This window comes from Pseudomonas putida, from assembly GCF_005080685.1.
GTDB lineage: Bacteria > Pseudomonadota > Gammaproteobacteria > Pseudomonadales > Pseudomonadaceae > Aquipseudomonas > Aquipseudomonas putida_V.
On record NZ_CP039371.1, the window covers coordinates 5,024,244 to 5,049,718 of the forward strand.

The 25,475-nt window shown below is 62.3% G+C and carries 28 protein-coding genes; 13 read left to right on the plus strand and 15 right to left on the minus strand.

Going from position 1 to position 25,475, the window contains the following annotated elements; genetic code table 11:
• The first annotated feature begins 1 nt into the window (after position 1).
• The 11 genes from E6B08_RS31370 (at position 2) to E6B08_RS23340 (ending at position 8,307) form a co-directional block, all read left to right on the plus strand.
• Entirely contained in the window at positions 2 to 136 is a 135-nt protein-coding gene (locus E6B08_RS31370) for a hypothetical protein (protein ID WP_256669128.1), read from the plus strand.
• 311 nt (positions 137 to 447) lie between these two features.
• Entirely contained in the window at positions 448 to 1,020 is a 573-nt protein-coding gene (locus tag E6B08_RS23300; protein ID WP_136916170.1) for an STY4534 family ICE replication protein, read from the plus strand.
• Positions 1,021 to 1,073: 53 nt separating this feature from the next.
• A complete protein-coding gene (locus tag E6B08_RS30900) occupies positions 1,074 to 1,232 on the plus strand; it encodes a hypothetical protein (RefSeq protein ID WP_192938585.1) in 159 nt (52 codons plus the stop codon).
• A 112-nt stretch (positions 1,233 to 1,344) separates the two neighbouring features.
• Positions 1,345 to 1,698 carry a hypothetical protein gene (locus E6B08_RS23305; RefSeq protein ID WP_136916171.1) on the plus strand — a complete coding sequence of 118 codons (354 nt, stop codon included), beginning with the start codon at positions 1,345 to 1,347 and terminating at the stop codon, positions 1,696 to 1,698.
• Positions 1,699 to 2,006: 308 nt separating this feature from the next.
• The gene (locus tag E6B08_RS23310; RefSeq protein WP_136916172.1) at positions 2,007 to 2,327 is read left to right on the plus strand and encodes a hypothetical protein; all 321 of its coding nucleotides are present in this window, start codon (positions 2,007 to 2,009) and stop codon (positions 2,325 to 2,327) included.
• Positions 2,328 to 2,395: 68 nt separating this feature from the next.
• On the plus strand, positions 2,396 to 2,806 hold the full coding sequence (locus E6B08_RS23315; RefSeq protein ID WP_136916173.1) for a hypothetical protein: 411 nt from the start codon (positions 2,396 to 2,398) through the stop codon (positions 2,804 to 2,806).
• Positions 2,807 to 2,867: 61 nt separating this feature from the next.
• Complete coding sequence (locus E6B08_RS23320) at positions 2,868 to 3,473, plus strand: DUF3275 family protein (RefSeq protein ID WP_136916174.1); 606 nt, start codon at positions 2,868 to 2,870, stop codon at positions 3,471 to 3,473.
• Positions 3,474 to 3,566: 93 nt separating this feature from the next.
• Positions 3,567 to 3,821 carry a hypothetical protein gene (locus E6B08_RS23325; protein WP_136916175.1) on the plus strand — a complete coding sequence of 85 codons (255 nt, stop codon included), beginning with the start codon at positions 3,567 to 3,569 and terminating at the stop codon, positions 3,819 to 3,821.
• A 65-nt stretch (positions 3,822 to 3,886) separates the two neighbouring features.
• Positions 3,887 to 4,483, plus strand: a complete 597-nt coding sequence (locus tag E6B08_RS23330) for a hypothetical protein (protein ID WP_416194363.1) — start codon at positions 3,887 to 3,889, stop codon at positions 4,481 to 4,483.
• A 32-nt stretch (positions 4,484 to 4,515) separates the two neighbouring features.
• Positions 4,516 to 5,955 carry a DUF6094 domain-containing protein gene (locus tag E6B08_RS23335; RefSeq protein WP_136916176.1) on the plus strand — a complete coding sequence of 480 codons (1,440 nt, stop codon included), beginning with the start codon at positions 4,516 to 4,518 and terminating at the stop codon, positions 5,953 to 5,955.
• Between the two features lie 102 nt (positions 5,956 to 6,057).
• Positions 6,058 to 8,307: a DEAD/DEAH box helicase gene (locus E6B08_RS23340; protein WP_136916177.1), complete on the plus strand. Its 2,250-nt coding sequence runs from the start codon at positions 6,058 to 6,060 to the stop codon at positions 8,305 to 8,307.
• A gap of 78 nt (positions 8,308 to 8,385) precedes the next feature.
• Here E6B08_RS23340 and E6B08_RS23345 read toward each other — a convergent pair whose 3' ends face one another.
• Together E6B08_RS23345 and E6B08_RS23350 are read right to left on the minus strand one after the other, a co-directional pair.
• The gene (locus tag E6B08_RS23345) at positions 8,386 to 9,294 is read right to left on the minus strand and encodes a hypothetical protein (RefSeq protein WP_136916178.1); all 909 of its coding nucleotides are present in this window, start codon (positions 9,292 to 9,294) and stop codon (positions 8,386 to 8,388) included.
• Positions 9,295 to 10,324: 1,030 nt separating this feature from the next.
• Positions 10,325 to 10,969: an SOS response-associated peptidase gene (locus E6B08_RS23350; protein WP_136916179.1), complete on the minus strand. Its 645-nt coding sequence runs from the start codon at positions 10,967 to 10,969 to the stop codon at positions 10,325 to 10,327.
• A gap of 104 nt (positions 10,970 to 11,073) precedes the next feature.
• Between E6B08_RS23350 and E6B08_RS23355 the strand changes: the two genes are divergently transcribed.
• Together E6B08_RS23355 and umuC are read left to right on the plus strand one after the other, a co-directional pair.
• The gene (locus E6B08_RS23355) at positions 11,074 to 11,502 is read left to right on the plus strand and encodes a LexA family protein (protein WP_136916180.1); all 429 of its coding nucleotides are present in this window, start codon (positions 11,074 to 11,076) and stop codon (positions 11,500 to 11,502) included.
• Positions 11,492 to 12,766 (plus strand): translesion error-prone DNA polymerase V subunit UmuC, encoded by a 1,275-nt coding sequence (umuC, locus tag E6B08_RS23360; RefSeq protein ID WP_136916181.1) that lies wholly within the window; start codon positions 11,492 to 11,494, stop codon positions 12,764 to 12,766. Before E6B08_RS23355 ends, umuC begins: the two co-directional genes overlap by 11 nt.
• Before the next feature lie 343 nt (positions 12,767 to 13,109).
• Here the strand turns inward: umuC and E6B08_RS23365 are convergent, their stop codons facing one another.
• Genes E6B08_RS23365 through E6B08_RS23425 form a run of 13 tightly spaced genes read right to left on the minus strand, consistent with a single transcriptional unit; the run spans position 13,110 to position 25,417 of the window.
• Positions 13,110 to 13,352 carry a DUF2274 domain-containing protein gene (locus E6B08_RS23365; protein WP_115759645.1) on the minus strand — a complete coding sequence of 81 codons (243 nt, stop codon included), beginning with the start codon at positions 13,350 to 13,352 and terminating at the stop codon, positions 13,110 to 13,112.
• On the minus strand, positions 13,349 to 14,632 hold the full coding sequence (locus E6B08_RS23370) for a TrbI/VirB10 family protein (protein ID WP_105807143.1): 1,284 nt from the start codon (positions 14,630 to 14,632) through the stop codon (positions 13,349 to 13,351). The genes E6B08_RS23365 and E6B08_RS23370 overlap by 4 nt, the downstream gene beginning before the upstream one ends.
• A 2-nt stretch (positions 14,633 to 14,634) precedes the next feature.
• On the minus strand, positions 14,635 to 15,627 hold the full coding sequence (gene trbG / locus E6B08_RS23375; RefSeq protein ID WP_105807144.1) for a P-type conjugative transfer protein TrbG: 993 nt from the start codon (positions 15,625 to 15,627) through the stop codon (positions 14,635 to 14,637).
• Positions 15,624 to 16,328, minus strand: a complete 705-nt coding sequence (gene trbF, locus E6B08_RS23380; RefSeq protein WP_053268282.1) for a conjugal transfer protein TrbF — start codon at positions 16,326 to 16,328, stop codon at positions 15,624 to 15,626. The genes trbG and trbF overlap by 4 nt, the downstream gene beginning before the upstream one ends.
• A gap of 24 nt (positions 16,329 to 16,352) precedes the next feature.
• Positions 16,353 to 17,747 (minus strand): P-type conjugative transfer protein TrbL, encoded by a 1,395-nt coding sequence (gene trbL / locus E6B08_RS23385; RefSeq protein ID WP_115759648.1) that lies wholly within the window; start codon positions 17,745 to 17,747, stop codon positions 16,353 to 16,355.
• Positions 17,744 to 18,046, minus strand: coding sequence for an EexN family lipoprotein (locus E6B08_RS23390; protein ID WP_105807147.1), 303 nt, complete (start codon positions 18,044 to 18,046; stop codon positions 17,744 to 17,746). The genes trbL and E6B08_RS23390 overlap by 4 nt, the downstream gene beginning before the upstream one ends.
• Before the next feature lie 11 nt (positions 18,047 to 18,057).
• Positions 18,058 to 18,795, minus strand: coding sequence for a P-type conjugative transfer protein TrbJ (gene trbJ, locus E6B08_RS23395; RefSeq protein ID WP_115759649.1), 738 nt, complete (start codon positions 18,793 to 18,795; stop codon positions 18,058 to 18,060).
• Positions 18,792 to 21,242 (minus strand): conjugal transfer protein TrbE, encoded by a 2,451-nt coding sequence (gene trbE, locus E6B08_RS23400; protein WP_115759650.1) that lies wholly within the window; start codon positions 21,240 to 21,242, stop codon positions 18,792 to 18,794. The genes trbJ and trbE overlap by 4 nt, the downstream gene beginning before the upstream one ends.
• Positions 21,243 to 21,254: 12 nt before the next feature.
• Positions 21,255 to 21,527, minus strand: a complete 273-nt coding sequence (locus tag E6B08_RS23405) for a VirB3 family type IV secretion system protein (RefSeq protein ID WP_031692077.1) — start codon at positions 21,525 to 21,527, stop codon at positions 21,255 to 21,257.
• Positions 21,524 to 21,907 (minus strand): TrbC/VirB2 family protein, encoded by a 384-nt coding sequence (locus E6B08_RS23410; protein ID WP_115759651.1) that lies wholly within the window; start codon positions 21,905 to 21,907, stop codon positions 21,524 to 21,526. The genes E6B08_RS23405 and E6B08_RS23410 overlap by 4 nt, the downstream gene beginning before the upstream one ends.
• A complete protein-coding gene (gene trbB, locus E6B08_RS23415; RefSeq protein ID WP_031692073.1) occupies positions 21,904 to 22,950 on the minus strand; it encodes a P-type conjugative transfer ATPase TrbB in 1,047 nt (348 codons plus the stop codon). Before trbB ends, E6B08_RS23410 begins: the two co-directional genes overlap by 4 nt.
• Positions 22,947 to 23,423, minus strand: a complete 477-nt coding sequence (locus E6B08_RS23420; protein ID WP_014160853.1) for a CopG family transcriptional regulator — start codon at positions 23,421 to 23,423, stop codon at positions 22,947 to 22,949. The genes trbB and E6B08_RS23420 overlap by 4 nt, the downstream gene beginning before the upstream one ends.
• Positions 23,420 to 25,417, minus strand: coding sequence for a conjugal transfer protein TraG (locus E6B08_RS23425; RefSeq protein ID WP_115759652.1), 1,998 nt, complete (start codon positions 25,415 to 25,417; stop codon positions 23,420 to 23,422). Before E6B08_RS23425 ends, E6B08_RS23420 begins: the two co-directional genes overlap by 4 nt.
• Between the last annotated feature and the right edge of the window lie 58 nt (positions 25,418 to 25,475).

The window sequence follows — 25,475 nt, forward strand, 5'->3', positions numbered from 1 at the left end:
GATGAGCCAAACGACTTTCGGCGTGATCATGCTGCTGTTGCTGCTCGCAGTGTGCATGGCGATGGCTGCATGGGCTGACTGGCCAAACCTCAAACGCAGGCTTGCCAAGCTCAATCCGCGTCATCGATCCCACTGATCCCAGCCCCTCTCTTGAGGGGCTTTTTTCATTCCAGGGGCTTGACAAGCTTCTTCACCATTTCCATGCTTGTCACCGTGAGCTGCTGACGTCGTCAGTAACCCCAGCCCGAGCAGTCATGATCTGAAAGACTGCTGCACCCACTGCGGTGTTGATCTCCCCAAAATCGCCAAGCTTCCGGAAGCGCGATTGATCAATCTCCCGATTGATGGAAGCCTACCCAACTTGCTACATCCCAACCCACGCGGGGAATACTTTCCCCCATGGGCGAAGTGTTTCTCCGCTTTCACTATTGAAACTGGAGAATCCTCATGAGCAACCAATCCAACGAAGCCAAATTCTTCGACCTGCATACCACTGGCATCGGCTACCTCAACCGTATCCGTGAAGTCAGTCCCCGCAAGGGCCGACCATTCACCTGTGTAACCGTTGCAGCATTGCACGGCGCGACTGATAACGCCGAGTACTCCTACATCGACTGCAACGTTGTCGGTGCCGAGGCAGAATCGCTGGTTAAACGCTGCCAGCAGGCCGTTGAAGCTAGGAAGAAGGTGCTTGTCTCCTTCCGAATTGGCGACATCTGGGCTGATGCTTTCACCTATGATAAAGGCGACAAGAAGGGTCAGGCCGGCGCAAGCCTCAAAGGCCGTTTGCTCTTCATTGGCTGGATCAAGGTTGACGGCAAGCTGGTGTACGAAGCGAAGCCTAAAAACGCCACCACGCCCGCTGACAATCAGGGACAACCTGGTGTTGATCAAGTGTTGAATCAGGAACAACCTGAGCAACCCCTGAATCAGGGACAGCCAGTCGCCGACCAGTTCGGTGAACAGCTTGCCCCTGACCTCGGTAATGATCTTTCCCAGGGTGCCAACCAGGCCGCATAACCCCCATCAAGGCGCTGATTTCAGCGCCTGCACTTTCTGCCAAGGAGGCAGTCATGAAAATCCTGTTCGCGTTGAACCTTCTAATCCTGATCGCCGCCGTCATCCTCGGCGACATTGTTTTCGGTGCTTGCGCTTTCATCGGGCTGAGCGGTTTCGCGATGTCTGTCTTCAGCCGCAAAGCCAGCTCCTTCACGACTGCGCAGTCCCACTGATCCCACCACCCGGGGCCTCATGGCCCCAGGTGACAACCAACGTCCGCGTTTCAACTTCACCTTTCGGGTACATCACCCGATTGGGCTGGTGACCCATCATCGGAGCATCACCATGTCCCAAGCCACCCAAGTCTTCAATGGCGTCATGTTTATTACCAATCCCTTCGAGGAACGCGCTGCCGGAGCTTTTATCCGTGTGGATGTTCTCGAGCGACGATTTGCTACATCAATCAAGGCGGATTGGGAGCTCATGCTAGAGCGTCACAACTCTGTCCCAATATTCAACATCGGTCCATGTCCCCGTTTCCATTTATACAAGAAGAGCATGATCAGCGCGCTGCGGGATCAGTACCAAGAGCTGCCCTTTCCTCACAACCAGTTGTTCAACCGTGAGGCAGAACGGCAAGGTTTTCAGCTCGATATGGAGAACTATCTCGCAGTGCAGGAAGCTGCAGCCTTATTCTGATCCGCCCCGCTCCACCTGTCCTCCCCTCCGAAGGGTATCCCTTCGGGGGGACTTTGAATGCAATGCCCGGGCACATGCGGGGCTTCTGCCTGCTGACCGTCCAACGAATTCCGTATTGGTTCACTGTCGTTGACAGTGCCTCCCGGAGCCAGGGTTTAAGGCTCCAGCGCGTTGCGCCAACCCACCCAAGATCGCCTAGCACTCGGCAGCGCGATCGCATCACTCAGTGATGGAGTGCCTTCAACTTTACCTACCCGCGGGGATCTCATCCTCGCGGACTGAGGCCTCGCTCATTCTGGAGACCTCTGATGTCCATACCCTCCGCCTCGACCGAGGCATACCTCACTCTTCCAGTTGTCCTGGACAACGCTGCGTGGCTGCGGGCGGTCTATCTCGAAAACCCAGCTCGTGTAGCCGAGATGAGCCAGCGCCTCGCCACTGTCGTCCAAACGGCGTGGCAAGAGCTCAAGCAGCAGCCTCAGACCACTGCTCTGTCCTTCGGTGTGTACACTAAGCGCCACACCGGCCGCGACCGTGACTGGGTCGCTCTCATGCTGCAGATCGTGACTCCCAAGGACGAGCCATCCTACATCCAGATCCAGCTGCAGCCCGCTGCAGACCCCGCCTGACACAGCCAGTTAATCACCCAGAGGGGTCATCCTCTGGGGTGGCTTCCTCTCAACCAGGAGCACGCCACATGGCACAATCACCCAACCCCTTCCACATCGCTGCCGGCGATCACTCTGTACCTCATCCCTGCTGCAGCCAAGCATTCGAGATCGCCTCGGCACACCTGCCCGAGGAAGATTGGGAAGAGCTGCAGGCACTCGTTGAAACGGCTGATACAGCTCTCCTTCAGTTCGAGTGCTTCACCCTGCCCGAAAGTGACGCCATCGGTTTCAAACTTCTCAGCAGGCCCTGGACCGACCAACATCTGAGACAGTACTGGGGTTATGACCTTTCGACACTTCAAGCGCTGCAAGCCGCCGAGGGCTTCAGCGAGGAGACCATCCGAATACTCACTCTGGCCGCTCAGGCTGACGTGAGGTTCCTGGTCATCGACCCCAACAGCAATGTTCTCGACGGTCTGCCGCTGTTCGACTGCTGACCACCTTCCACCTCGCGGGGAACGCCCGCTGGGAGTTCCCCATGCTTTACGGGGAGCGCACATGATCTCAATCACCGGCCAGTTGGCCATCCGCACCATCTCCGGCCGACTCGGGCTATTCAACGTCGGCCGCCTCAGTACTTCGATCGGTGAGTTCACCATCAAGGATGCTCTTCTGGATCAGTATCAGGAGGGCAAATACCGAGGTGACTTCGCGATCAAACAGATTCGCCCATCGTATTACTCACACGGCGGTCGACTCGTTGTTGAGATCAGGGCAGAGCTCGAGGGCATGACCCTGGAGGATGTCACAGGTCTCAGTCGCGAGGACGAAGAACACCTGCCAACCAACGTCCCTGACCCTCTTGAAGAGGACGGGCCACCGCCCACACCGACACCGTCACGTCGGACTCCAAATACGCCGGCGCGGCAGCCCCAAACTGATGCCCTTGCCTCGGATGAACCCTTTGGGATGAGTCCACCGGCCCCACCGAGCACGAACGACATCGATGCCGAGCTATTCGGCACGGTGTGGCCATTGAGCGAGACCGTGAGGCTCGACACCACCGTAGATCGACAACGGCTGCGCGCCCAGTGCACGCGGCTGGAGCAGCTCGGTTTTACCATGGACTTCAAAACTCAAACCTGGACCAGGGCATTGCCTTAATGCGCCCTGCCAGACCACTGCAGCAGTAAACCTGAACCACACACCCTGAGGGGCCTCCTCAGGGGGCTCCATTTTTCTACCTGGAGCACCACCATGAACCCCATCTTCAGCAACTTGAGCAAACAAACCCTCGCGAACATCGAGGACCAGCTGTCCAACAACGAGGTATCGACTGACGAGGAGCTCGTCGATCTGTTCATCGAGGAGATGGAGCTCACACTGGACCAGGCCGAGGCCGCAATACGTCTCCGCGACCAGTACCGGATTCAAATCTTCCTCGCGGGTCACGGGCCGTTGCACCAACAAGACAGTGTGGCTTTCGATCCAGTCACCAGGACCTTCAACTAACTACCAGACCACCCCGGGGGGCGTTTCCGCCCTCTGGGACGGACGCCTCCGCAATGGAGGCCATCATGCACCCATCCCACTTGTTCCAGATCGAGGAATGCCCGGACCTGTATGTCGACGCCTGTGTGTGCGACGAGCAGCGCAACCTGGTGTTCATGTCGGCCTGGGGTCGTGACACTGCACTGCAGGAGTTTCTGGCCAGGCTCACACTTGGCCGGGAAGAGAATGGCATCGAGCAGTTTCACATTCTCGTCGACGGGCGGAGCATTCCCGTTTTCCCTAACCATGACCTGCTGGAAAAGCGCACCACACGGCAATTCCGCGGCACCCTATTCGGCAGCATGGTACACCTCTGGCTGTTCGATCGACGCGCCTCGGCGCCCGACCAAGCCAATCACTTCGCCTTCGCCCTCCTGGAGCGCAATGAAGCCCCACACCAACGGCTCTGGCCGCTGGTGATGGAGACCTGCCCGCTCCCCCTTCTCCACCATTGGCGCGAGCGCGTGATGGAAGTCCTCACCCAGCACCGCATGCTGACTGCCCTACCAGGGGCGGTCGGCAACGTCTGCGCCTGGCGGCTCGCTCTGCAGCTCGACGTGCTCGAGCCCTCCCTCGGAGAGCTGATCCGTCGCGGCGAACTCACTATCGAAGCTCAGGCGTAGGCCTGGGCTCACCTATGACTCAAGGAACGCTTATGGCCCTTATGTTTCCGCGCCTGGCGCGCAACTTTGCTCGCAACGGCTACTACCCCACCGATGAGATCACTCTCGAACGCACACTGCAGGCGCTCACTCCCGCCACTACGGGCAGGATGAGGATCTGCGACCCGTGCGCCGGCGAGGGTGTTGCCCTTGCTGAAGCAGCTCACCTCCTTGGCCGCGACCAGGTCCAAGCGTTCGCCGTCGAGTACGATCGCGAACGCGCGGATCACGCCCGTAGCCTACTCGACCGGGTGCTGCACAGCGACCTCTTCGATACCTTGATCAGCCGCCAGTCGTTCGGCTTGCTCTGGCTCAACCCACCCTACGGTGACCTGGTCGCAGATCACTCCGGTGCATCTCAATATCAAGGCAGCGGCCGCCGGCGTCTGGAGAAAGCCTTTTATCAACGCTGCCTTCCGCTTCTGCAGTACGGCGGCGTGATGGTGCTCATCGTTCCTCACTACGTGCTGGACGACGAGCTGACTGGATGGCTGAGCAATCACTTCGCCGACCTATGCGTGTACGGTGCTGCAGACCCCACCTTCAAACAGGTGGTGATCTTCGGCATACGTGTGCGCCGGCACGACCTGGCCCGGGCTTACACCAACCAGGTTAGGTCTCGCCTGCAGGCGATCGGCGCCGGGCAGGAACAGGCCGAGGAGATCCCAGCCATCTGGCCATGGGAGCCGTACCTTGTCCCGCCAGCCGCTAGCGAGCTGGAGCATTTCTACCGCATTACCCTGGAGCCCGAGCAATTCGCCGCCGAGATTCTGCGGTTACGGGGGCTCTGGCCCGACTTCAACTTGCACTTCGGGCAAGCCGGCCTTCAACCTCGAGCCCCGGTCCGCGAGCTTTCCCGCTGGCACCTCGCACTGGCCCTGGCCGCCGGTGCAATCTCCGGTGTTGTACGCTCGAAGTCGGGACGGACCTTGGTCGTGAAAGGTGATACCTACAAGGACAAGGTCCGCAAGACCGAATTCACCGAGGACGAGAAGGGAAACGTCTCAGAAGTCAGGATCCTCACCGACCGCTTCATCCCGATCATCCGTGCTTGGGAGATGACCCCTTCCTCAGTGCATCACGGCCAGGTCCTGATCATCAGTTCCTCGCCAGCGAGCACCGACGTAGCGCCTGCAGTTGACGTACCAGTCACAGCACCGCTGTTTAACCCAGGACAGATCGTGATGACTGCCGCTATCAGCCACCTGGTGGAAACCGGGCAGCTCAACCCCACCCCTGCGCTGAATCGCCACCTGGCTGGCGACTGGGGCGAGCTATGCGATGTGGACAGAGCTTCCAATCAGCTCGCACTTACCCACGGAGATCGTTTGTTCTCAAGTTACGACATTGACGCCGGCAACGAGTCCAAGCTCTGGATCATCACGGAAGCCGACCGAAGCTACACAACCTTGCTGTTCCCCAGCGACTACTGACCCTCGCCTCACGGCAGTCCACTCCACATAACCCCGCAGGGTATGCCGATACCCGCTGGGGCTCGTGCATGCCCTGCTTTCCATCGCCTGCAGGAGATGCACATGAACGCACTGACCCACCCGGCCACCTCGGCCCATTCCTCACTGAACATCAACCTGACCGACTTCATCGATGAGTTCGGCGACGAGCTCCTGGCGTCACTCAACCGCTCCAACCCTCCGGTGTACACCGGCAGCATCAACGAACAGCGCCAAGCGGTGATGGCAAATCTCAAGCGCACGCCCTTTGTGGCGCAAGCTGAGGTTGTCCAAGCCATTACGGCACTGCTACTCGATCGCAACGAGCAAGCTGCGATCATCAACGCCGAGATGGGTACCGGGAAGACGATGATGGCCATCGCAGTCGCTGCCGTGCTCCACGCAGCAGGCTACCGTCGAACCCTCGTCATCTCTCCCCCCCATCTGGTCTACAAATGGCGGCGCGAGATCCTGGAAACCACGCCAGACGCCCGCGTCTGGGTACTCAACGGCCCGGACACGCTGGTCAAGCTACTCAAGCTGCGTGACCAATCGGGGCAACCCTACGACGGCCGGCCGGAGTTCTTCATCCTCGGCCGCGTCCGGATGCGGATGGGTTTCCACTGGCGGCTCGCCTGCTGGAAGCGGCGTGCTGCACGTGGCCAGCTGCTGGCGGCATGTCCAGATTGTGGCCAGGTCCTCGAGGACCTGGAAGGCAACCTGGTCACCGTGGATGAATTCGAGCGCGGTGATCGCCGTCGCAACTGCACGGCCTGCAACGCTGCCCTCTGGACGCTTATGCGCCCAGGCAAAGCCGATAGTGGGGACCGACGCTCGACGATCCTGAAGTCGATGTGCCGGATACCGACGATCGGCCCGGTCCGGGCGGAACGACTGCTGAACGACTTCGGCGAGGACTTTCTGGCCTCGATGCTGGTGGACAACGTCTCAGAGTTCATCAACTTGATGGACGCGAAAGGCAACTTCGTCTTCAGCGACCGCCAGGCCAAGCGCATGGAGCGGGCGATGGCCAACATCGAGTTCGGATTCGGCGAAGGCGGCTACCAGCCGACAGAGTTCATCAAGCGCTACCTACCCGATGGCTTCTTCGACCTGCTGGTTGTCGACGAGGGGCATGAGTACAAGAACAGCGGTTCGGCCCAGGGCCAGGCCATGGGGGTGTTGGCCGCAAAGGCGCGTAAAACCGTGCTCCTTACCGGGACCTTGATGGGTGGCTACGCCGACGACCTGTTCTACCTCCTGTTCCGCATCCTCACCCAGCGCATGATCGAGGACGGCTACCGACCCAACGCACGCGGCAGTATGGCTCCTGCAGCCATGTCGTTCATGCGCGATCACGGCGTGCTCAAGGACATCTACACCGAGCGCGATGGCGATTCGCACAAGACCGCCAAGGGCAAGAAGCTGTCGGTACGCACCGTGAAAGCCCCAGGCTTCGGCCCTAAAGGCATCCACCGGTTCGTGCTGCCCTTCACAGTGTTCCTGAAGCTCAAGGATATCGGTGGCAATGTGCTGCCCAGCTACCAGGAGGAGTTCATCGACGTGCCCATGGCGCCGGAGCAGGCCTCGGCCTACCAGCGCTTGGCGGCCACGTTGACCACTGAACTCCGCCAGGCCCTGGCCCGTAGAGACACTACCCTCCTGGGAGTGGTGCTCAATGTGTTGCTGGCCTGGCCGGATTGCTGCTTCCGATCGGAGATGGTCAAACATCCGCGTACCCGCGACACGCTGGCCTTTGTACCGGCGCTCTTCGGTGACGCTGAACTGATGCCCAAGGAGCTCGCGCTGATGAACCTGTGCCTCGAGGAGAGGGCGAAAGGCCGCAAGGTCCTTGCATATACCGTCTACAGCGGGACGCGCGACACCACGTCTAGGCTGAAGAAGGTCCTCGAGCAGGCAGGCCTCCGCGTTGCAGTACTGCGGGCCACGGTGGAAACAGCTAGGCGCGAGGACTGGATCCTCGACCAGGTCGACCGCGGTGTCGACGTGCTGCTCACCAACCCGGAGCTGGTCAAGACCGGTCTGGACCTACTGGACTTCCCAACCATCGCCTTCCTGCAGACGGGGTACAACGTGTACACCCTACAGCAGGCCGCGCGGCGTTCGTGGAGGATCGGGCAGAAACACCCGGTGCGTGTGGTCTTCTTCGGCTACGCCGGCAGCTCGCAGATCACCTGCCTGCAGCTGATGGCCAAGAAGATCGCAGTGGCGCAGAGCACTTCGGGCGATGTACCGGAATCAGGGCTTGACTCCCTGAACCAGGATGGGGATTCGGTCGAGATGGCGCTCGCACGACAACTAATCGCTGCGTAATTTGAAGGCCACCCGATGGTGGCCTTTTTTAATTGGCAGAACACCAAGTCCCCAAGAAAATAGATCAAGCTGTTGAAATTAGCTAGCACACTTTTTTTCGGGGTAGAATTTATAGTAGGTTTCAAGCGCTCTTTCCTTACACCGCCTCAACTCATCGATATTCCGGTCAATCCATTGGTAAATATCACTGACAGGATAGGCGGGATCATCTGTACGGAGGCTGATGAAAGACTTTTCCTCAAACTCAATAAAGCAGGTATTTCCGCCACCACGAACGCAGACAATGCTTTTTTCAAGAGGCTCATCACACATAATGCTAGCATGAACGGTCTCGTGCCGGTGCAAGGGCTTAATAATTCCGGCCAAGTCATTGTGAGCTATGGGACCAACGCATTCCACACCAGCTAACGCCATTTCAACGCGACCATGTGCATCAAAGTCATACGTCACATATTCTCGCCCCACCTTGTAGTCTACTGCTTGAACCACATCTGGCGAAACTTTTCCAAAATACAGATACCAAGTTGACTCCTTCGAATTCCCTTTCTTTTTGTGTAAGCGAAACAGCTCCTCATCTGACAAACTGTTTAGATCGTGAAATGCAGATAGGCCAATGTGCTTAGCCCAACGCTTGGGGGCATTGACCAATTTGCACCACTTCTCGAACGAAATCAGGCCCCTAATTTGGCCATCGACAACTTGGTATGAAGGAAGATCCTGCGAGTCATAGGTCAGACGTACACGAGTCTTATCAAAGGTAAATTTGTTACGCAGCACCCCTTGTACTCGCTTTGCCTTATGCGCTTGGCTTTCCGTCAAAGTGTGTTTTCCTGTGGGAACCCCCGTACCCTCGGGGAACGGCAGGCTCGTAAACCATACCACTCCATGAATGATCTTGCCTTGAGGGTCTTCAAGATGCCCGATTGTAAGTCCTTCTGACAGAATGCCCTTGGCAAGAGTCGCGGCAGTGTAATGATACAATTTCATAAACATCCTTATTTCTTTAACAAACCCAAATATCTGGTTGCACAACTTCTAAAACCTGAGGACTCTGGTTTTTATAGCTGCTCAACGCGCTCATCGGAATTTCCTATGAATTTTGCAAATTCCCCAAGATTGCATCAAGTTCATCGTTCAACCGGTCATGCACTTCCTGACTTACGACCCCATGAAGCAACAGCGCTGCCAGATAGCCCAGCGTGCACATCGAAAAGCCTGCTGATTTGTCGAGTCGCCTTCCGCACGCTGTATGTTTTCTTCCAGCAGGAGGAACTGACGGCGCGCCTAGTCAATCGTTTGAGGGCTATCTTTTTCGGTTTGAATCTTAGGCATTTCTGAACTTCCTTCTGATTGCCAAGGTGCAATGCACGATTTTTTGCGATATCGGCTACTCTGGCGATGGGGCTGGGTTAGCGGTATACATGGCGCGTCTCACCTACGTGGTCCACCCTGGACCACGAACTCCTGATTCCCAAAAGCCCAACCGGCCACCCATCTGAGGCAAGGGCGACAGAGAAACTCGCCCGCAGTAAGAACAGCGCTTAGCCCCTCCATGTGCCTTGATCTGAGTGCGGACTTCCTCCGGGAATAGCGATAACAACTTGTCGCCAATAGTGGCCTGCCGATTTGCTTGCCCCCCCGAGCATCTGTCGGGGCAATAGCCTGGTGGGTGGGTACGCATCATCGACTTTTCCTACATGTTCGTTTTGATTGGAAACGTCTCAAAACAACCGCTGGAATGAGACTTGAAGAGGTGTCCGCAATATGGGCACTCATAGCTGACCTTTTCAACCCAAGCATGCTCTCCACCAGTTTCGACTAGCCTAAATTGTTTCTGGCATGGAGCGTTGACGCACTTTTCAATCGTTTCAGTGGGCATGACTGTTCCTGGCCAGTAGATCTCTAGACGAAGAAAGGACCAAGCAAACATTACTGATGTCGCTATGCCATCGCAACCTCAAATGCATGTCGGATGCCGCTTGGTCTACGGTCAAATATGGCTTGAAGTGTTCTCCAGCTAGGTCCGCTCGACCACGGTGAGTCGGTCAGCCGGGTAGCAACGCATGAAGTCCGCACTCGCCTCCACTGGCGCCGCTAGCCAGTCGCGGTAAAGGCCCCGGGGCAGAATGACCACCATTCGCTTTTCGTCCGCAGGTCGATGGTAGTTGCGCATGATCTCATGCGTGTCGGCATTGACCGTTAGCATCGTGTAGGAGTGCACCGTCTGGCGTGTGTTGGGATCGCGCCATTTCTCCCAGAGGCCCGCGATGCCCATCACCTCACCGTCAGCGCGGGCAATCCGGGTGGCCACTGCCTTTCCAGACCGCCAATCAGGCTCGTAGATCGCAGCGGCTGGGATAATGCAGTGCTGTGCTCGCCGCCATGCATTGCGATAAGACGGTTTTTCCGCAACGGTTTCCGAGCGGGCGTTGTAGGTGCGCCTGCAAATCTTGGTGTCTTTGCTCCATTGAGGTATCAATCCGAACGAACCATGCAGCACCTCCAATCCAAGGCCTTCATCGTCCATCTCACCAACGCTCGTCGAGCAGCGTAGAAACGGTCCAAGATAGCCAGGCCAAAGATCTAGGGTGCTTTGCTCGACCTGTACGCCAAATGTGGCTGCAAGTTGGCCAGGTGTCGGCGCCTCGTAATGACTGCACATCGATGGAAACTCCTCGTTTATCGGAATCCACACGCTTAGGCATTGACCGGATCGCGATCTATCAGTTAACTGTATGTTTATACAGCCATCTGAGTCCATCCGTCATGTCCATCAGATTCTTGGGAACGCCCATCGGTGGCCCTGCCCTGTTGCCGGTCTACTCGTTCCGTGTGCCGGCTGGATTCCCGTCGCCTGCAGCGGACCATCTGGAGCGGCAAATTTCCTTGGATGAATTGTTTGACCTGCGAGCACCGCATGTGTACCTGGTCCAGGTCGAGGGCGACAGCATGCAGGGGGCCGGTATTTTTTCCGGCGATCTCTTGATCGTAGACCGTAGCAGCGATGCCGAGCACGGCGACATCGTTATCGCGGCAATCAACACCGAGCCGGTGTGCAAGCGGTTGCATCGACGCAATGGGGTGGTGATCCTGCAGTCGGAAAACCCCGCCTATCCTCCCAGGCACGTCATGGAAGGCGACGACCTGGTGATCTGGGGCGTGGTTCGCTACAGCGTGCGTGATCATGCCCAGTGACCAGGTGTTCGCCCTGATCGACTGCAACTCGTTCTATGCGAGCTGTGAGCGCGTCTTCCGGCCGGATCTGGCCAAGACCCCTATCGTGGTGTTGAGCAACAACGACGGCTGTGTGATCGCCCGGTCGTATGACGCCAAGCCGTTCGTCAAAATGGGTGAACCTTATTTTCAGTGCAAGGAGAAGCTCCGCCGTCACGGCATCGTCGCGTTCTCATCGAATTACGCGTTATATGGCGACATGAGCGAGCGAGTCATGTCGCTGATCGAGTCGATGGTGCCCGCCAGTGAAGTCTATTCAATCGATGAATGCTTTGCTGATCTCACGGGCGTGACAGGCGATCTAACCCAGCTCGGTCGCGATATCCGAGCAAAAATTCTGCGTTGCACAGGCATCCCTGTAGGGGTCGGTATCGCACGCACCAAGACTTTGTCGAAGCTTGCCAACCACACAGCCAAGCGCTTACAGCAGGTTACCGGCGGGGTCGTGGATATCACCAAGCCATTCGAGCGCGACTGGGTGCTGCGCAATACCGAAGTCAAGGAGGTCTGGGGGATTGGCCGGAGGATGACCACTCACCTTGAAAGCATGGGTATCAAGACCGCAATGGACCTGGCCCGGGCTGATCCGCGTATGTTGCGCGATAAGTTCAGTGTGGTGATCGAGAAAACTGCTCGGGAGCTCGCCGGTACACCGTGCCTGGAGCTGGACGATCCTGCCCCCCCAAAACAGGAAATCTGCTGCAGTCGGATGTTCGGCAAGCGACTAACTGAACTGGCCCCGATCAAACAGGCGGTGGCCACCTACTCAGGGAGAGCGGCTGAAAAGCTGCGTGCCCAGGGCTCGGTTTGCAAACGCATGCGAGTGTCGATACGCACTGGCATGTTCAACCCTGACGAGGCCCACTTTGCCAAGGGCGTCCTTGTAGAGCTGCCGTATCCCACGAATGACACTCTACTGTTAACCAGAGCCGCTACGGAAGCGGTAGAACAGGTCTACCAGGCCGGCTACCGCTACAGTAAGGCCGAGGTTTTGCTCCTCGACCTACGACAGCCAGGTGAGTTCACCGATGACCTGTTCGCCGCTACTCAGCCGGTAGCGTCCAACCGTCTCATGGCGGTAATGGACAGCGTAAATCAGCGGTACGGCAGAGGTACCCTGAGGTCGGCCACTGTACCGAGCAATCCCGACTGGGGGATGCGCCGTGAACTTATAAGCCAGTCGTTCACAACCCGGATAGACCAGTTGTGGCGTGTCTATTGCTGATAGAGCCAGGCGCGCGCCCGGCGATCATCTGTTCAACCGGGAACCATTCAAAAAAGTGCCTGTGTCAAGCCCCAAGTGAAAATCGCTAGGGGCTCAAAATCATATACAGGGCTTGAGGTTAGCTCTACTTCGGGCCGCTTTGCGAGGTTGCGGCTTCGTGGGCTAGGAGTCACATAAGAGCGTCGCGGTAGAAAGCCGGAGCGTACTGCGTCGAGGGCGATTGCCAGCAGACGGCAGGCTTGCTCGGCCATCATAGCCCAATCGGTCGCAGCGCTCCAGAACGAAGAACGCGCAGCGTCGGGCTGCGCGTTCGAGGGTGCGTCGGCAATGCGTCCATGCATTGTCAGCTCGGCTTCGGCGGTGCGGGCTTGCTTGCGCCTCCCTTCCTGAATCCCCGGTCGCCGGCGATGAACGCCTCCAACATGTGCGGAATCAGCGTCACGGCATCGACCGCCTCGCCATACGCCTGCGCGTGCAGCGCGGCGTAGCGGTCGAGGTCGGCTTTCAGGCTGGCCGGGCAGGCAAAGGTCAGCTTCGTGGATTCGGTTTTCGGCAGCGGGCCGAGCCGCAGCTTGCGCGTCGTCATCGTGAAGTCCCCTTGTTGAAGAACAACGGCTGGTAGGGCCGCAGCACCAAGTCGCGGTTGGCGATGATGCGAACCGGCAGGCCCGGCCGCTCGGTCAGCGTCGGCTGGATGTTCATGTTGCGCCGGGTCATTTCCTGCCCGACCTGATTGATGCTGTCCTGCGCGCTGTCGCGCCCGGCGATGATGATGCGGTCGCCATCCTGGCGGTTCTCGGGCGCGGCCAACTCGGCGCCGACGCCCAGCAGTGTGGTCAACGCTGCGCCAGCGAAGATGCGGCCCCAGTGGTAGTCCACGTCGTCTTCCAGCCCGGCATAGCCGGCCGGGTCGGCTCCGACCAGGTTGTCGAGCGTGAGCGAAGACGTGTCGGGCAGGATGATCCGGTTCCACACCACCTGCACGCGGCTCTGCCCGTAGCTGACCTGGCTGTTGTAGCGGCCCAGGATGCGCGAACCCTGCGGGATCAGCAGAAAGCGCCCGGTGGCCGTGTCATAGACCGGCTCCGTCACCGTGGCGATCACATCGCCCGGCAAATCCGACTTGATGCCCGTCACCAGCGCACCGGCGATCACCGATCCGGCCATGACCTGATACGGCGAAGCCGGCATTTGCAGATTGCCGGAATTACGGGTTTCCGCAGTTCCGGCTTTCTGGAACGCCTCTTTCTGGTCTTGCCGGTTCTGTACCGCCGTCGGGTCGGCAGGCTGCGCCGCCGTCGAGGCTGGTCCGGCAGCCATCGGGTCGAACGCCGCATTGGCGGCGAAGCCCGGCGCGGCGGCGGCCTGTGACTGCGCCACCGGCGCGGCCTTCTGCGTGCCAGAGCGGAAGAACACCGATGAACCCGCGGCCGCTTCGGCTTCCTTGCGCAGCGCATCGTTCGGGTCGTTGCCGGGGGCCGCATAGGCGGCCGTCACCGGCTGCTGCGACTTGACGATGGCCGGGCCAAGATCGCCCGGCAGCGGCGGCCCCAGTTCGGGCACCGTGGGCGGCAAGGCCGGCGGCAGCTTGGAGTAATCCGCCGGCAGCGCATCCAGCCCTTCGGACTTGGAGACGCGATCGACGTTGTAAAGCTCGGTCTGCTCACCAGCACCACGCCGCTGCGGTTGCAGCGACCACATCAGCGCACCGAGCACGGCGACCGACAGGCCGCCGGCGAGGATGGCCAGCGTGCGCCGGTTCAGGCGCGTGACCGGGCGCGGCTGGGCGCGCAGCGCCACCGCCTCGGGTGCGATCTTGCCCGCCGTCTGCGGCGCGGTGAGGTCGGGAGTGTCGTCCTGGCTCATTGTCAGTTCCTCCGCGCCACGCCGTCAGTGCGCTCGATCCGCACTACGTCACCACCATCGCCGCCCAGGCGCAGTTCGGCCGCGCCAAAGAGGCGATCCACGATGTAATAAGGCGAGCGGAAACGGTAGTTGACGAGCTGGCCATCACCCTGCGCGCCGATCACGAACAAGGGGGGCAACTCGCCTTGGGCGATACCCGGCGGAAACTGGATATAGACCTTCTCGCCATCATCGAAGGCCCGCTGCGGCTTCCAAGGCGGATTGCTACCGCTGATCGCGTAGCGGAAGCGGATCTTCTCCAGCGCCAGGCCGGTATCGACCGGCGCGGCGGCGCTGGCCGCCTGCGACTGGCGCTGCAAGGCCAGCATCCGGTCTTTCGGGTAGTCCCATGACACCGAGGCCATCCATGCCTTCTCGGTCGAGGTCAGCTCGATCAGGTAGGTGCGCCGGCTGGTGGTGATGACCAGATTGGTTTTCAGGCCCGAGCGGGTGGGCTTGACCAGCACATTGACGCGCAGCACCTCGCCGCTGCCGCTGGACGTGTCGCCCACGATCCAGCGCACGGTATCGCCAGCGGCGACGGTGACAAGTTCCTCGCCGGGCTGGAGCGAGACCACGGTGACGCGCCCCGGTGCGGCATAGACTTGATACAACGCGCCGTCGCTGTACGGCCACACTTGGATCGCATTGACGTAGCCCTCGCGGGTCGGCGCGATGCGTGCCTCGGCATTGGCGCGCGAAACGCGCACCTTCTCGTCGGCCGGCTCCGGCACGGGCGCTGCCTCGTCCACCTCCGGCAGCGGCTTCAACTGCGCCGGCAGCGCCAGCGGCTCGGGCACGGCGACGACTTCCACCGGCTTGGGCGGCTCGGGTAGCGGCTGCGCCTGCACCGGCTCATCAAGCGAAATGGACGGCGGCGGCTTGCCCTGCGAGGCGCATCCCGACAGGGCCGCGAACATCAGCACGAAAGCGTAAAAGCAGAAAGGCACGTTCATGGTTTGGCTCCTTCGGAAGAATCCAGTTCGCGGCTCCACGACAGGCCGTTGACGTAGATACCCAGCGGGTTCTTGCGCAGGCGCTGTTCGGTGCGCGGGGTTTGCAGGACGGTGGAAAGCACGGCGTTCCAGCGTTCGGTGCCAGCGGGTGCGCCATTGACGAACCGCTGTTCCGTCCACCGGACGTTGAACGAGGCATCGCTGGCGCGCGTGACGCTGGTGATCTGCACCGTCACCGACTCGCGGCCGACGCGGGCGAATGGATCGTTCTTGCTCGCGTAGTCGTTGAGCACGGCCGCACCCTTGTCGGTGGTGTAGTCGTAGGCATCGAGCCAGTTCTGCCGCACGACGATGGGGTCGATGGACAGCGAGCGCACCAGCGTCACGAAGCGCGCCAGGTGATGCGCAATCTGCGCATCGGCAGGCCGGTACGGCGTGGCGGCCTCGCCCACGGTACGCACCTGGCCGGATTGATCGACTTCGATGACGTAGGGCGTCACGATGGACTGCGCCGAACGCCACACCAAGCCGCCGGCCATCAGCAGGGCCAGCACCAGGCAGCCGAAGGCCATCAGCCGCCAGTTCTTCGCCTGCACGCGGGCCGAGCCGATACGCTCGTCCCACACCTGGGCGGCGGCTTGATACGGGGTGGCAGGCTGTGGCGTATCGGCATAGCGCACCTGCGGTCGTTTGAATCGCATGGTCAGTTCTCCTTGTGAATCGCTTTAGTCGTCGGAGCCGCGCAGGCTCGGGCCTTGCCCGGAGCCGCCACCGTCACCGCCGCGCAGCGTGTGGGCGGCCGTGGTCGCGGCATGGGTGATCTGCTGGCGGCGGTGCATCCGCTTGGCCCATGCGGGCTGCTCTTGCTTCTGCGAGCTGGCGGCGCTGTCTGTGGCTTCGCCTGCGGCCGCCTGACCGGTGCCAGCCGCACCGGGTGCGGCGCCGCCACCGGCCTCTGTGCCGTTCCAGCCAGCACGGAAAGAGCCGGTCATCTTCTGCGCCGCGCCGGACGCCCCGGATGCGGCGCTACGCCCGGCAGACTGCGCGCCGGTCTTGGCGACATTGCCCAAGCCGGCCATCGCGCCCTTGGCGCCGCCGCCCGCAGCGGCGGAACCGGCCTGGAATGCCGACTTGGCGCTGCCGGCCGCCGAGGTGGCGGCACGCGCACCGGCCCCGGCGAGCTTGGCGGCCGCAGGCGCCATGCGTGCCCCGGCCACGACCGCACCACCCACGCCGGTCGCGGCGGCGCCGATGGCAACGGCCGTGCCGGCGGCACCAATGGCGGCACCGGCCATCGCGCCCGCGCCAAGCTGCGGCGCACCGGACACCAGGCCCGTGGCGATGCCCGGCCCATAGATGCCCAGCGCCAGCAGCGCGAGCGAGGCCAGCATCACGACAAGGGCGTGGTCGATGGAGGGTTCGTCGGGATGAACCTGGAACTCTGCGAACAGGCCCGAGCCGATGCCGACGATGACGGCCAGCACCAAGACCTTGATGCCCGACGACACCACGTTGCCGAGCACCTTTTCGGCGAGAAACGAGGTCTTGTTCCAAAGCGCGAACGGCACCAGCACGAAGCCGGCCAGCGTCGTCAACTTGAACTCGATCAGCGTGATGAAAAGCTGGATCGCCAGCACGAAGAAACACAGGATGACGGTGAGCCAGGCGAGAAACATCACCACGATGGGGTCGATGTTCACGAAGACTTCGGGGAAGCCCGCCATGTCGCCGATCTGGTCGAGGATCGGTGCCCCGGCGTCGATGCCGGTCTTGGCCAGCCGCCCCGGTTGCAGGAAGTTCTCCATCGTCATGGTCGAGCCGGTGGCCGTCAGGCCCAGCCCGGCGAACGAGCGGAACACGATGCCGGCCAGCCAGTTGAAGTTGCCGATGATGTAGGCGAAGGCACCGACGTAGAGCACCTTGCGCAGCAGCTTGGCGATCACGTCCTCGCCCTGGCCGGTGGCGTGGCTCATGGCCCAATACAAGCCGGCGATGGTCATGTCGATGACGATCAGCGTGGCCGTCAAGAACGCCACTTCGCCTTGCAGCAAGCCGAACCCGGAGTCGATGTAGCGCGAGAACGTATCGAGGAAGCGATCGATGATGGTCACGTCGTTCATGGCGCGTCTTCCCCGGTGGGTTCATCGAAGCTGGCCGGAATCGGCGGCAGCTCGGCCAGCGTCCGGTATTCGTCAGGCCCGGCCTGGCCGGAGAAGAAGCGCCGCCGGAACGCTTCGGCGGCGGCGCGGCAGTCGTCTTCGCCCACGGCCTGCCGGTTGTCCGCACACTGCGCACGCAACGCCTTGAGCCGCACGGGATCGGCGGTCAAGGCGTCGGCCAGGCTCTCGGCCTGCTGCTGGCCGCACGCGGTCAGCAGCAGGGCCAGCAGCGAAACCGACAAGACGGGAGCGCATCGCATGGCCGCCTCCGTCAGTTGTTGTAGAAATTGATGGACTGCGGCGTGTACGGCGTGCCGCTACCGAGGAAGCGCCGGCGAACTTCGCGGGCGCGCTCGGTGGCCGCCGCCTGCCGCGCCAGTTCCAGCGACGCGGCGCGGTCTTGCGTGATCTGGAGCTGCTGCGCCTGGATGGACTGCTTGGCCTGCAAGGCAAGAAGCTGGTTGGTCGCCTGCTGCGCCTGCAAGGCGCCGGTGGCCGATTGGCTCTGGCTCACGAGGTCGGCCAGCGCGCTTTCGTCTTGCGCCAGGTTCTGCGACACCTGCGCCTGCATCCGCATCGCGGTATGCAGGCCGTCGAGGGTATTCTTCCAACGCTCGCGGGCGTCCTGCGCCATGCGGTCGCCGCTGACGGTGGCGGCGTACTGCTCCGGGTACAGGCGCGAGAACGTGGCGTCCATGCTCTGCACGTCGTAGGCCAGTCCCTGTGCCTCGGCGATCAGGCGTTCGGTGGTGGCGAGCGTCGAACGCAGGCGGTTGACAATGTTGAAGTCCAGGCTCGCCAGATTGCGGGCTTGGTTCATCAACATCTGCGCCTCGTTTTGCAGTTGACTGATCTGGTTGTTGATCTGCTCCAGCGTGCGAACGGCGGTGAGCGTGTTCTGCACGAAGTTGGACGGGTCGAATACGGTGATGGCCGCCGCGGGTTGAGCGAGCATCAGCGAGCCGGCCAGCGCGGCGGCGAGCGAAACGGAAAGCACACGGGTTTTCATGGCGAAACCTCCAGCGGTTGAGAAGCGAGGAAAGAAGCCGCCGCTGGTGAGGACGGCAGCAGGTCGGCGGCCCAGTCGAGGCCGCGATGGCGCAGCCACGCGCCGGCGAAGCCGCGAGCGCCGGCCTGCGTCAGCACGCGATCGATGTCGCGTTGGTCTTGCGGTGTGGATGCGCCCGCGAAGGCGAGCGCGGCCGGCCCCAGGTCGAGGTCGAACAGGCGATTGCCGAGGCGCGATTGGTAGTAGTAGTCGCGCTTGGGCTGCGCGGTAGCGACGATTTCGATTTGCCGGCTGTTGAGGCCGAAGCCCTCGTAGATCGTGCGAATCTGCGGTTCAGTGGCCTGCGGGTTGGGCAGAAAGATGCGAGTGGCGCAGCTTTCGATGATCGCAGCCGCGATGCTGGAGTTCTGAATGTCCGCCAGGCTTTGCGTGGCGAAGACGACGCTGACGTTCTTCTTGCGCAGCGTCTTCAACCACTGCCGGATGCGCGCGGCGAACACCGGGTCATCGAGGAACAGCCAGGATTCGTCGAGAATCAGCAGCGTCGGCGCACCGTCGAACCGCTCATCGAAGCGCGCGAACAGGTAGCCCAGCACCGACCGCACGGCGGCAGGACTGGCCATCAGTTCTTCCATCTCGAAACACTGCACGTCGGCTGTGCCCAGCCGGTCGCGGTCGGCGTCCAGCAGCTTGCCGTGGGCGCCGCCGAGCACGTAAGGCGCGAGCGCCTGGCGCAGCGCGTTCGATTGCAGCAGCACCGAGAACCCGGTCATCGTGCGCTGCTCCAGCGGCGCACCGACGAGGCTCCCCAGCGCCGACCAGATCGCCACCTTCTCGTCGGGGCCGATGGCCACGCCCTCATGGCGCAACCGTCCCTCGATCCATTCGGTGGCCCAGGCGCGATAGCCTTCCTGGTCGATGCGCGCAAGCGGCTGGAACGCGATACCGCCGTCAGCGCCTAGGTCGTAGTGCTCGCCGCCCAGCCCCAGGATGGTGGCGCGCATCGAGCGGCCCATGTCGAAGACGAAGATGCGCGAGTTCAAATAGCGTCGGAACTGCATCGCCAGCACGGCGAGGAATGCCGACTTGCCCATGCCGGTCGGGCCGACCACCGCCATGTGCCCCACGTCGCCAATGTGCGTGACCAGCCGGAACGGCGTCGCGCCGTCGGTGCGGGTGACGATCACCGGCGGGCCGTCCAGATGCGTATTGCGCTCGGGGCCAGCCCATACCGCCGACACGGGCATCATGTGCGCAAGGTTCAACGTCGAGACGATGGGCTGGCGCACGTTGGCGTAAGCGTTGCCGGGGATGGACGACAGCCACGCATCCACCGCATTCAACGTCTCGGGAATGGTGACGAAGCCCCGGCCTTGGATGACACGCTCCACCATGCGCAACTTTTCGTTGGCTACGTTGGCGTCCGCGTCCATGACGGTGACGGTCGCCGTCAGGTGGCCGAAGGAAACCTGATCGCTGCCAAGTTCCTGCATGGCGGCGTCTGCATCCGCCGACTTGTTGTTGGCGTCGGTATCGACCAGCGGGCTTTCCTGCTGGAAGATCGTTTCACGCAGCAACGCCACTACGTTCTTGCGCTTGGCGAACCATTGGCGACGCAGGCGGCCGAGTCCCTTTTCCGCCTCGGCTTTGTCCAGGCAGAGGAACCGGGTTGACCAGCGATAGGCGAAGCCCAGACGGTTGAGGTCGTCCAGCAGGCCCGGCCAGGTCGAAGTCGGAAAGCCCCGCACCGACACCACGCGCAGATTCTGGTCGCCCAGCATCGGCGCTAGGCCACCGACCAGTGCGGAGTCGGCCAGCAGCGCGTCGATGTGGAACGGGACTTCGGGTACGCCCACGCGGTAGCGTCGCGTGGACACCGTGGCGTGCAGATAGGTCAGCGTCTCGGCGTCATCGAGCCAGGCGATTTCCGGCATCACGCCATCGAGTAAATCGAAGGCGCGATCGGTTTCTGCCACGAAGGCATCGAGCCGACCGCGCCAGTCCACGCCGTCGCCCGGCGCGTTCTCGTAGAGCAGCTTGGCCGCGCGGGCGCGGGATTCCTCCGGCGGCAGGTACGCAAGCGTCAGGTGATAGGCGCTCTCGAAGTGACTGCCCGATTCCTCGAAGGCCGCCCGGCGTTCCTCGTCCACCAGCCAAGACAGCGGCTCGGGAAAGTCGGAGTGCGGGTAATCCGCCGCCGGCCGGCGCTCGGCCTCAATGAACAAGGCCCAGCCCGAACCTAGGCGGCGCAGCGCGTTGTTGAGCCGTGCCGACGTGGCGATCAGTTCGCCCTGTGTCGCGCTGTCTAGATCAGGCCCGCGAAAGCGCGCCGTGCGCTGGAAACTGCCGTCCTTGTTCAAGACGACGCCTGGCGCGATCAGCCCGGCCCACGGAAGCCAGTCGGCGAGCAAGGCCGGGCGCTGACGGTATTCGGCAAGGTTCAGCATGGCGGCGTCCCCCTACACGTCGAGCAGCGGTTTGTGCTTGATGTGCCGGGCGAAGACCTGCATGAACTGCGGATCGACGCGCGCGCCCCAGACCGCCAGCGAATGGCCGACGATCCAGAGCACCGCACCGGGAATCCACAGTTGCAGGCCCAGCCCGACGGCGGCGGCCAGCGTGCCGTTGGCAATCGCCACGGTGCGCGGCGCACCACCCATCAGGATCGGCTCGGTGAGTGAGCGATGCAGCGGCACCTCGAAGCCCGCCGTGAAGGCATCCGGGGCACTCATACGACCGCCCCGCCGGAGAAGGAGAAGAACGACAGGAAGAACGAGGACGCAGCGAACGCGATGGACAGACCGAACACGATCTGGATCAGCTTGCGGAAGCCGCCGCTGGTATCGCCGAAGGCCAGCGCCAGGCCGGTGGAAATGATGATGATGACCGCGACGATGCGCGCCACCGGCCCCTGGATGGATTCGAGGATGGAGGTCAGCGGGCCTTCCCAGGGCATCGAGGAACCGGAGGCTTTCGCCGTACCGGCCGTCATCAGCATGATGGTGGCCAGCAGCAGGCCGTGCTGCGCCGGCGCGGCCAGGCGCCGCAGGCGCGCGAAGGCCGAAGCCGGATTTACGGAAATGCGGAAAGCAAGAATGTGCATCTGCGTCATGGCAGTTCTCCAGAGGGTTCAGGGGACGGGGAAGGAACTGACGGCAGCTCGGGAAACGGCGTTTCCAGCGCATCCGCCATGCGATAACCCACGCCGTCGAAACCGACGACGCGGGCGATGCTTTCGACGTGGCGCTTGCGGCCACGCCCGGCGATATGGATGACGACGTTGATGGCCTCGGCGATCAACGCGCGCGGCGGATTTACCGCCACTTCAAGAATCAGTTGTTCCAGGCGCAGCAGTGCGCCCAAGGCGGAACCGGCGTGAATCGTGGCGATGCCGCCGGGGTGGCCGGTGCCCCACACCTTGATGAGATCCAGCGCCTCGCCGCCGCGCACCTCGCCGACGATCACGCGGTCGGGGCGCAGGCGCATCGTGGCGCGCACCAGTTCCTGCATCGACACCACGCCTGCGCGCGTGCGCAGCGGCACATGGTCGCGGGCGGCGCATTGCAGCTCGATGGTGTCTTCGAGCACGAGCACGCGGTCGCCCGTGGCGGCGATCTCGGCCAACAGCGCGTTGGCGAGCGTGGTCTTGCCGGTACTGGTGCCGCCGGCGATCAGGATGTTCTGCCGCTCGCGCACCGCGCGGCGCAGGAAGTCCGCCTGGCCGGCAGTCAGGATGCCGTCGGCCACATAGCGATCCAGGCCGATGATGCTCACGGCCCGCTTGCGCAGTGCGAAGGCCGGCCCCGGTGCAGCCGGCGGCAAGATGCCCTCGAAACGCTCGCCCGTCTCGGGCAATTCGGCGGTCAAGAGCGGCTGGCCGCGATGCACTTCCGCGCCGACATGGGCGGCGACAAGGCGGATGATGCGTTCGCCGTCGGCTTCGGGCAGTTCGACGCCCAGTGGCGCGCGGCCCGACGACAGCCGATCCACCCAAAGGGTGCGATCAGGGTTGAGCATGATTTCCACCACGTCCGGGTCTTCGAGCGCGGCGGCGATCAGCGGCCCCATTGCCGTGCGCAGCATCTGGATGCGGCGATCCTGTGAAGTGGTGGCCGACGAGCGTGGTTCGGGCGGAATCTGCGGAACGGCGCTCATGAGGCACGCTCCGCAGCACGTTCGTGGGCTTCGGCCAGCGCCGCCGCGTCATCCATCCGCATCGGATCGGGATGCAGTTCTTCCACCACGTCGCGCACCAGGCTCCGGCCGCGCAGCAGGTGCCTGCCGAGCTGTTCGATGAACTGCTCGAAACGCGCCTTGCCCTGGGCACGGGCCGCGTCTTGATGCGCCTCGGGCACCGGCGTGCTGACGGTCAGGAAGTAGCGGATGAACAGCGCCAGCGTCTCGATCTGGATGTTCTGGTCGCGCTCCAGTCGTTCGGCCTGCCGGGACAGGCGATCCAGCCGCTTGGCAATGGCGGCCTCGCGCTGGTCGCCCGCGTCCGGCGACAGCCAGGACGCCAGCGCCGCCGCGACGATGCTGGATTTCGAGACGCCTTTCTTGGCGGCAAGTTCTTCCAGCCGCTTGGCGTGCTCGTGCTGGATGAACAGATTGAGGCGGTATTGGCTCATAGGTCGATTCCGTCGTTGGGGTCGAGGGAAGCCAGCCGCGCCGTGCGCTGCATGGCCGGGTCAAGCTGGCCTGGGAGCGGCAGCGGCAGGTCGTCGTCGTCATCGAGCAGCGCCAGGTCATCGGGCGCATCCAGCTCGGGGTCGTAGGCGACGGATTCGGTGAGTTCGGGTTGGCGGCGCGGGCCGCCGTCGTCGGCGCCGCCCAGCTCATCGGCGGATGCCGTGGCTGATGCGGCGGGCACGGCCGGAATCGCCAGGCCGCTCCAGTCGTCGGCGCGGGCCGGTGGCACGTCGGCGTACTGCCCAGCCGCGAGCGCAGGCGGCGACAGCACGCGCTGCTTGAAGTTGGCGTCGGCGTAGTAGCGCAGCTTCTTGGCCTTGATCGGCGCGACGCTGGACACCATCACCACGGATTCATCGGGCGGGAGTTGCATCACTTCGCCCGGCGTCAGCAGCGGGCGGGCCGTCTCCTGCCGCGACACCATGAGATGCCCGAGCCACGGCGCGAGCCGGTGGCCGGCGTAGTTGCGCTGCGCGCGCAGCTCGGTCGCGGTGCCGAGCGTTTCGGAAATCCTTTTCGCCGTCCTTTCGTCATTGGTGGCGAACGTCACCCGGACGTGGCAGTTGTCCAGAATCGAATGGTTCTGGCCGTAGGCTTTGTCGATCTGGTTGAGCGACTGCGCGATGAGGAAGCTGCGGATGCCGTAGCCGGCCATGAAGGCAAGCGCCGTCTCGAAGAAGTCCAGGCGGCCCAGCGCAGGGAACTCATCGAGCATCAGCAACAGCTTGTGGCGGCGTTCGATGCCGTCGCTGCCATCGAGCGATTCGGTGAGGCGTCGCCCGATCTGGTTCAAGATAAGCCGGATCAATGGCTTGGTGCGGCTAATGTCGGACGGCGGCACCACCAGGTACAGCGACACAGGTGATTCGGACGCGATCAGGTCAGCGATACGCCAGTCGCAGCGTGACGTGACCTCGGCCACCGTGGGGTCGCGGTACAAGCCCAAAAAGCTCATCGCGGTGGACAGCACACCAGACCGCTCGTTGTCCGACTTGTTGAGCACTTCGCGCGCGGCGGACGCGACAACAGGATGCGGCGTGTCACCGAGATGGCGCGTCGTCATCATCCGGTGCAGCGTCAGCTCGAACGGGCACGCCGGGTCGCTGAGGAAGTTGGCGACGCCGCGCAGCGTCTTGTCTTCGCCCGCGTAGAGCACATGCAGGATGGCGCCGACCAGCAGCGCATGGCTGGTCTTCTCCCAGTGATTGCGCTTCTCCAGCGCCCCTTCGGGATCGACAAGAATGTCCGCGATGTTCTGCACGTCGCGCACTTCATGCGCGCCGCGTCGAACCTCCAGCAGCGGGTTGTACGCGGCTGACTTCGCATCGGTGGGGTTGAACTGCAGGCAATGCGAGAAGCGCGAGCGCCAGCCGGCGGTGATCTGCCAGTTCTCGCCCTTGATGTCGTGGATCACTGCCGATGCAGGCCAGGACAGCAAGGTCGGCACGACCAGGCCCACGCCCTTGCCCGAGCGCGTGGGTGCGAAGGTCAGGACGTGTTCCGGGCCTTCATGGCGCAAGTACTGTCCGTCATGCAGGCCGAGCAAGACGCCGGCAGACTGCATCAGCCCGGCCTTGCGAATGACGGCGGTGTTGGCCCAGCGTGCCGAGCCGTAGGTCGTGACCAGACGCGATTGCCGCGAGCGCCACACCGACATGACGATGGCAACCACCACGGCCACCAGACCGCTGCTGCCGGCGATGGCGCCGCCAATGTCGAAGACATGCGGCGCGTAGGCATCGAAGAAGAACCACCACTCGAACAGCCGCCAAGGGTGATAGACCGGCGTGCCGAAGAAGTCGAACCAGGGCGAGCCAAGGCGTAGTTGGTAGGCCAGTGCGGCGGCTGTCCATTGCGTTGCACTCCACACACCGGCGATCACGATGCTGAAAACAACCGCGATCTGCCCGAACAGCACGCCCTGAGCTTGCATTGACTGGCCTCCGATTTCCTATGCGCTGATTCCTCGTTCACACGCGGCACAAGGACGT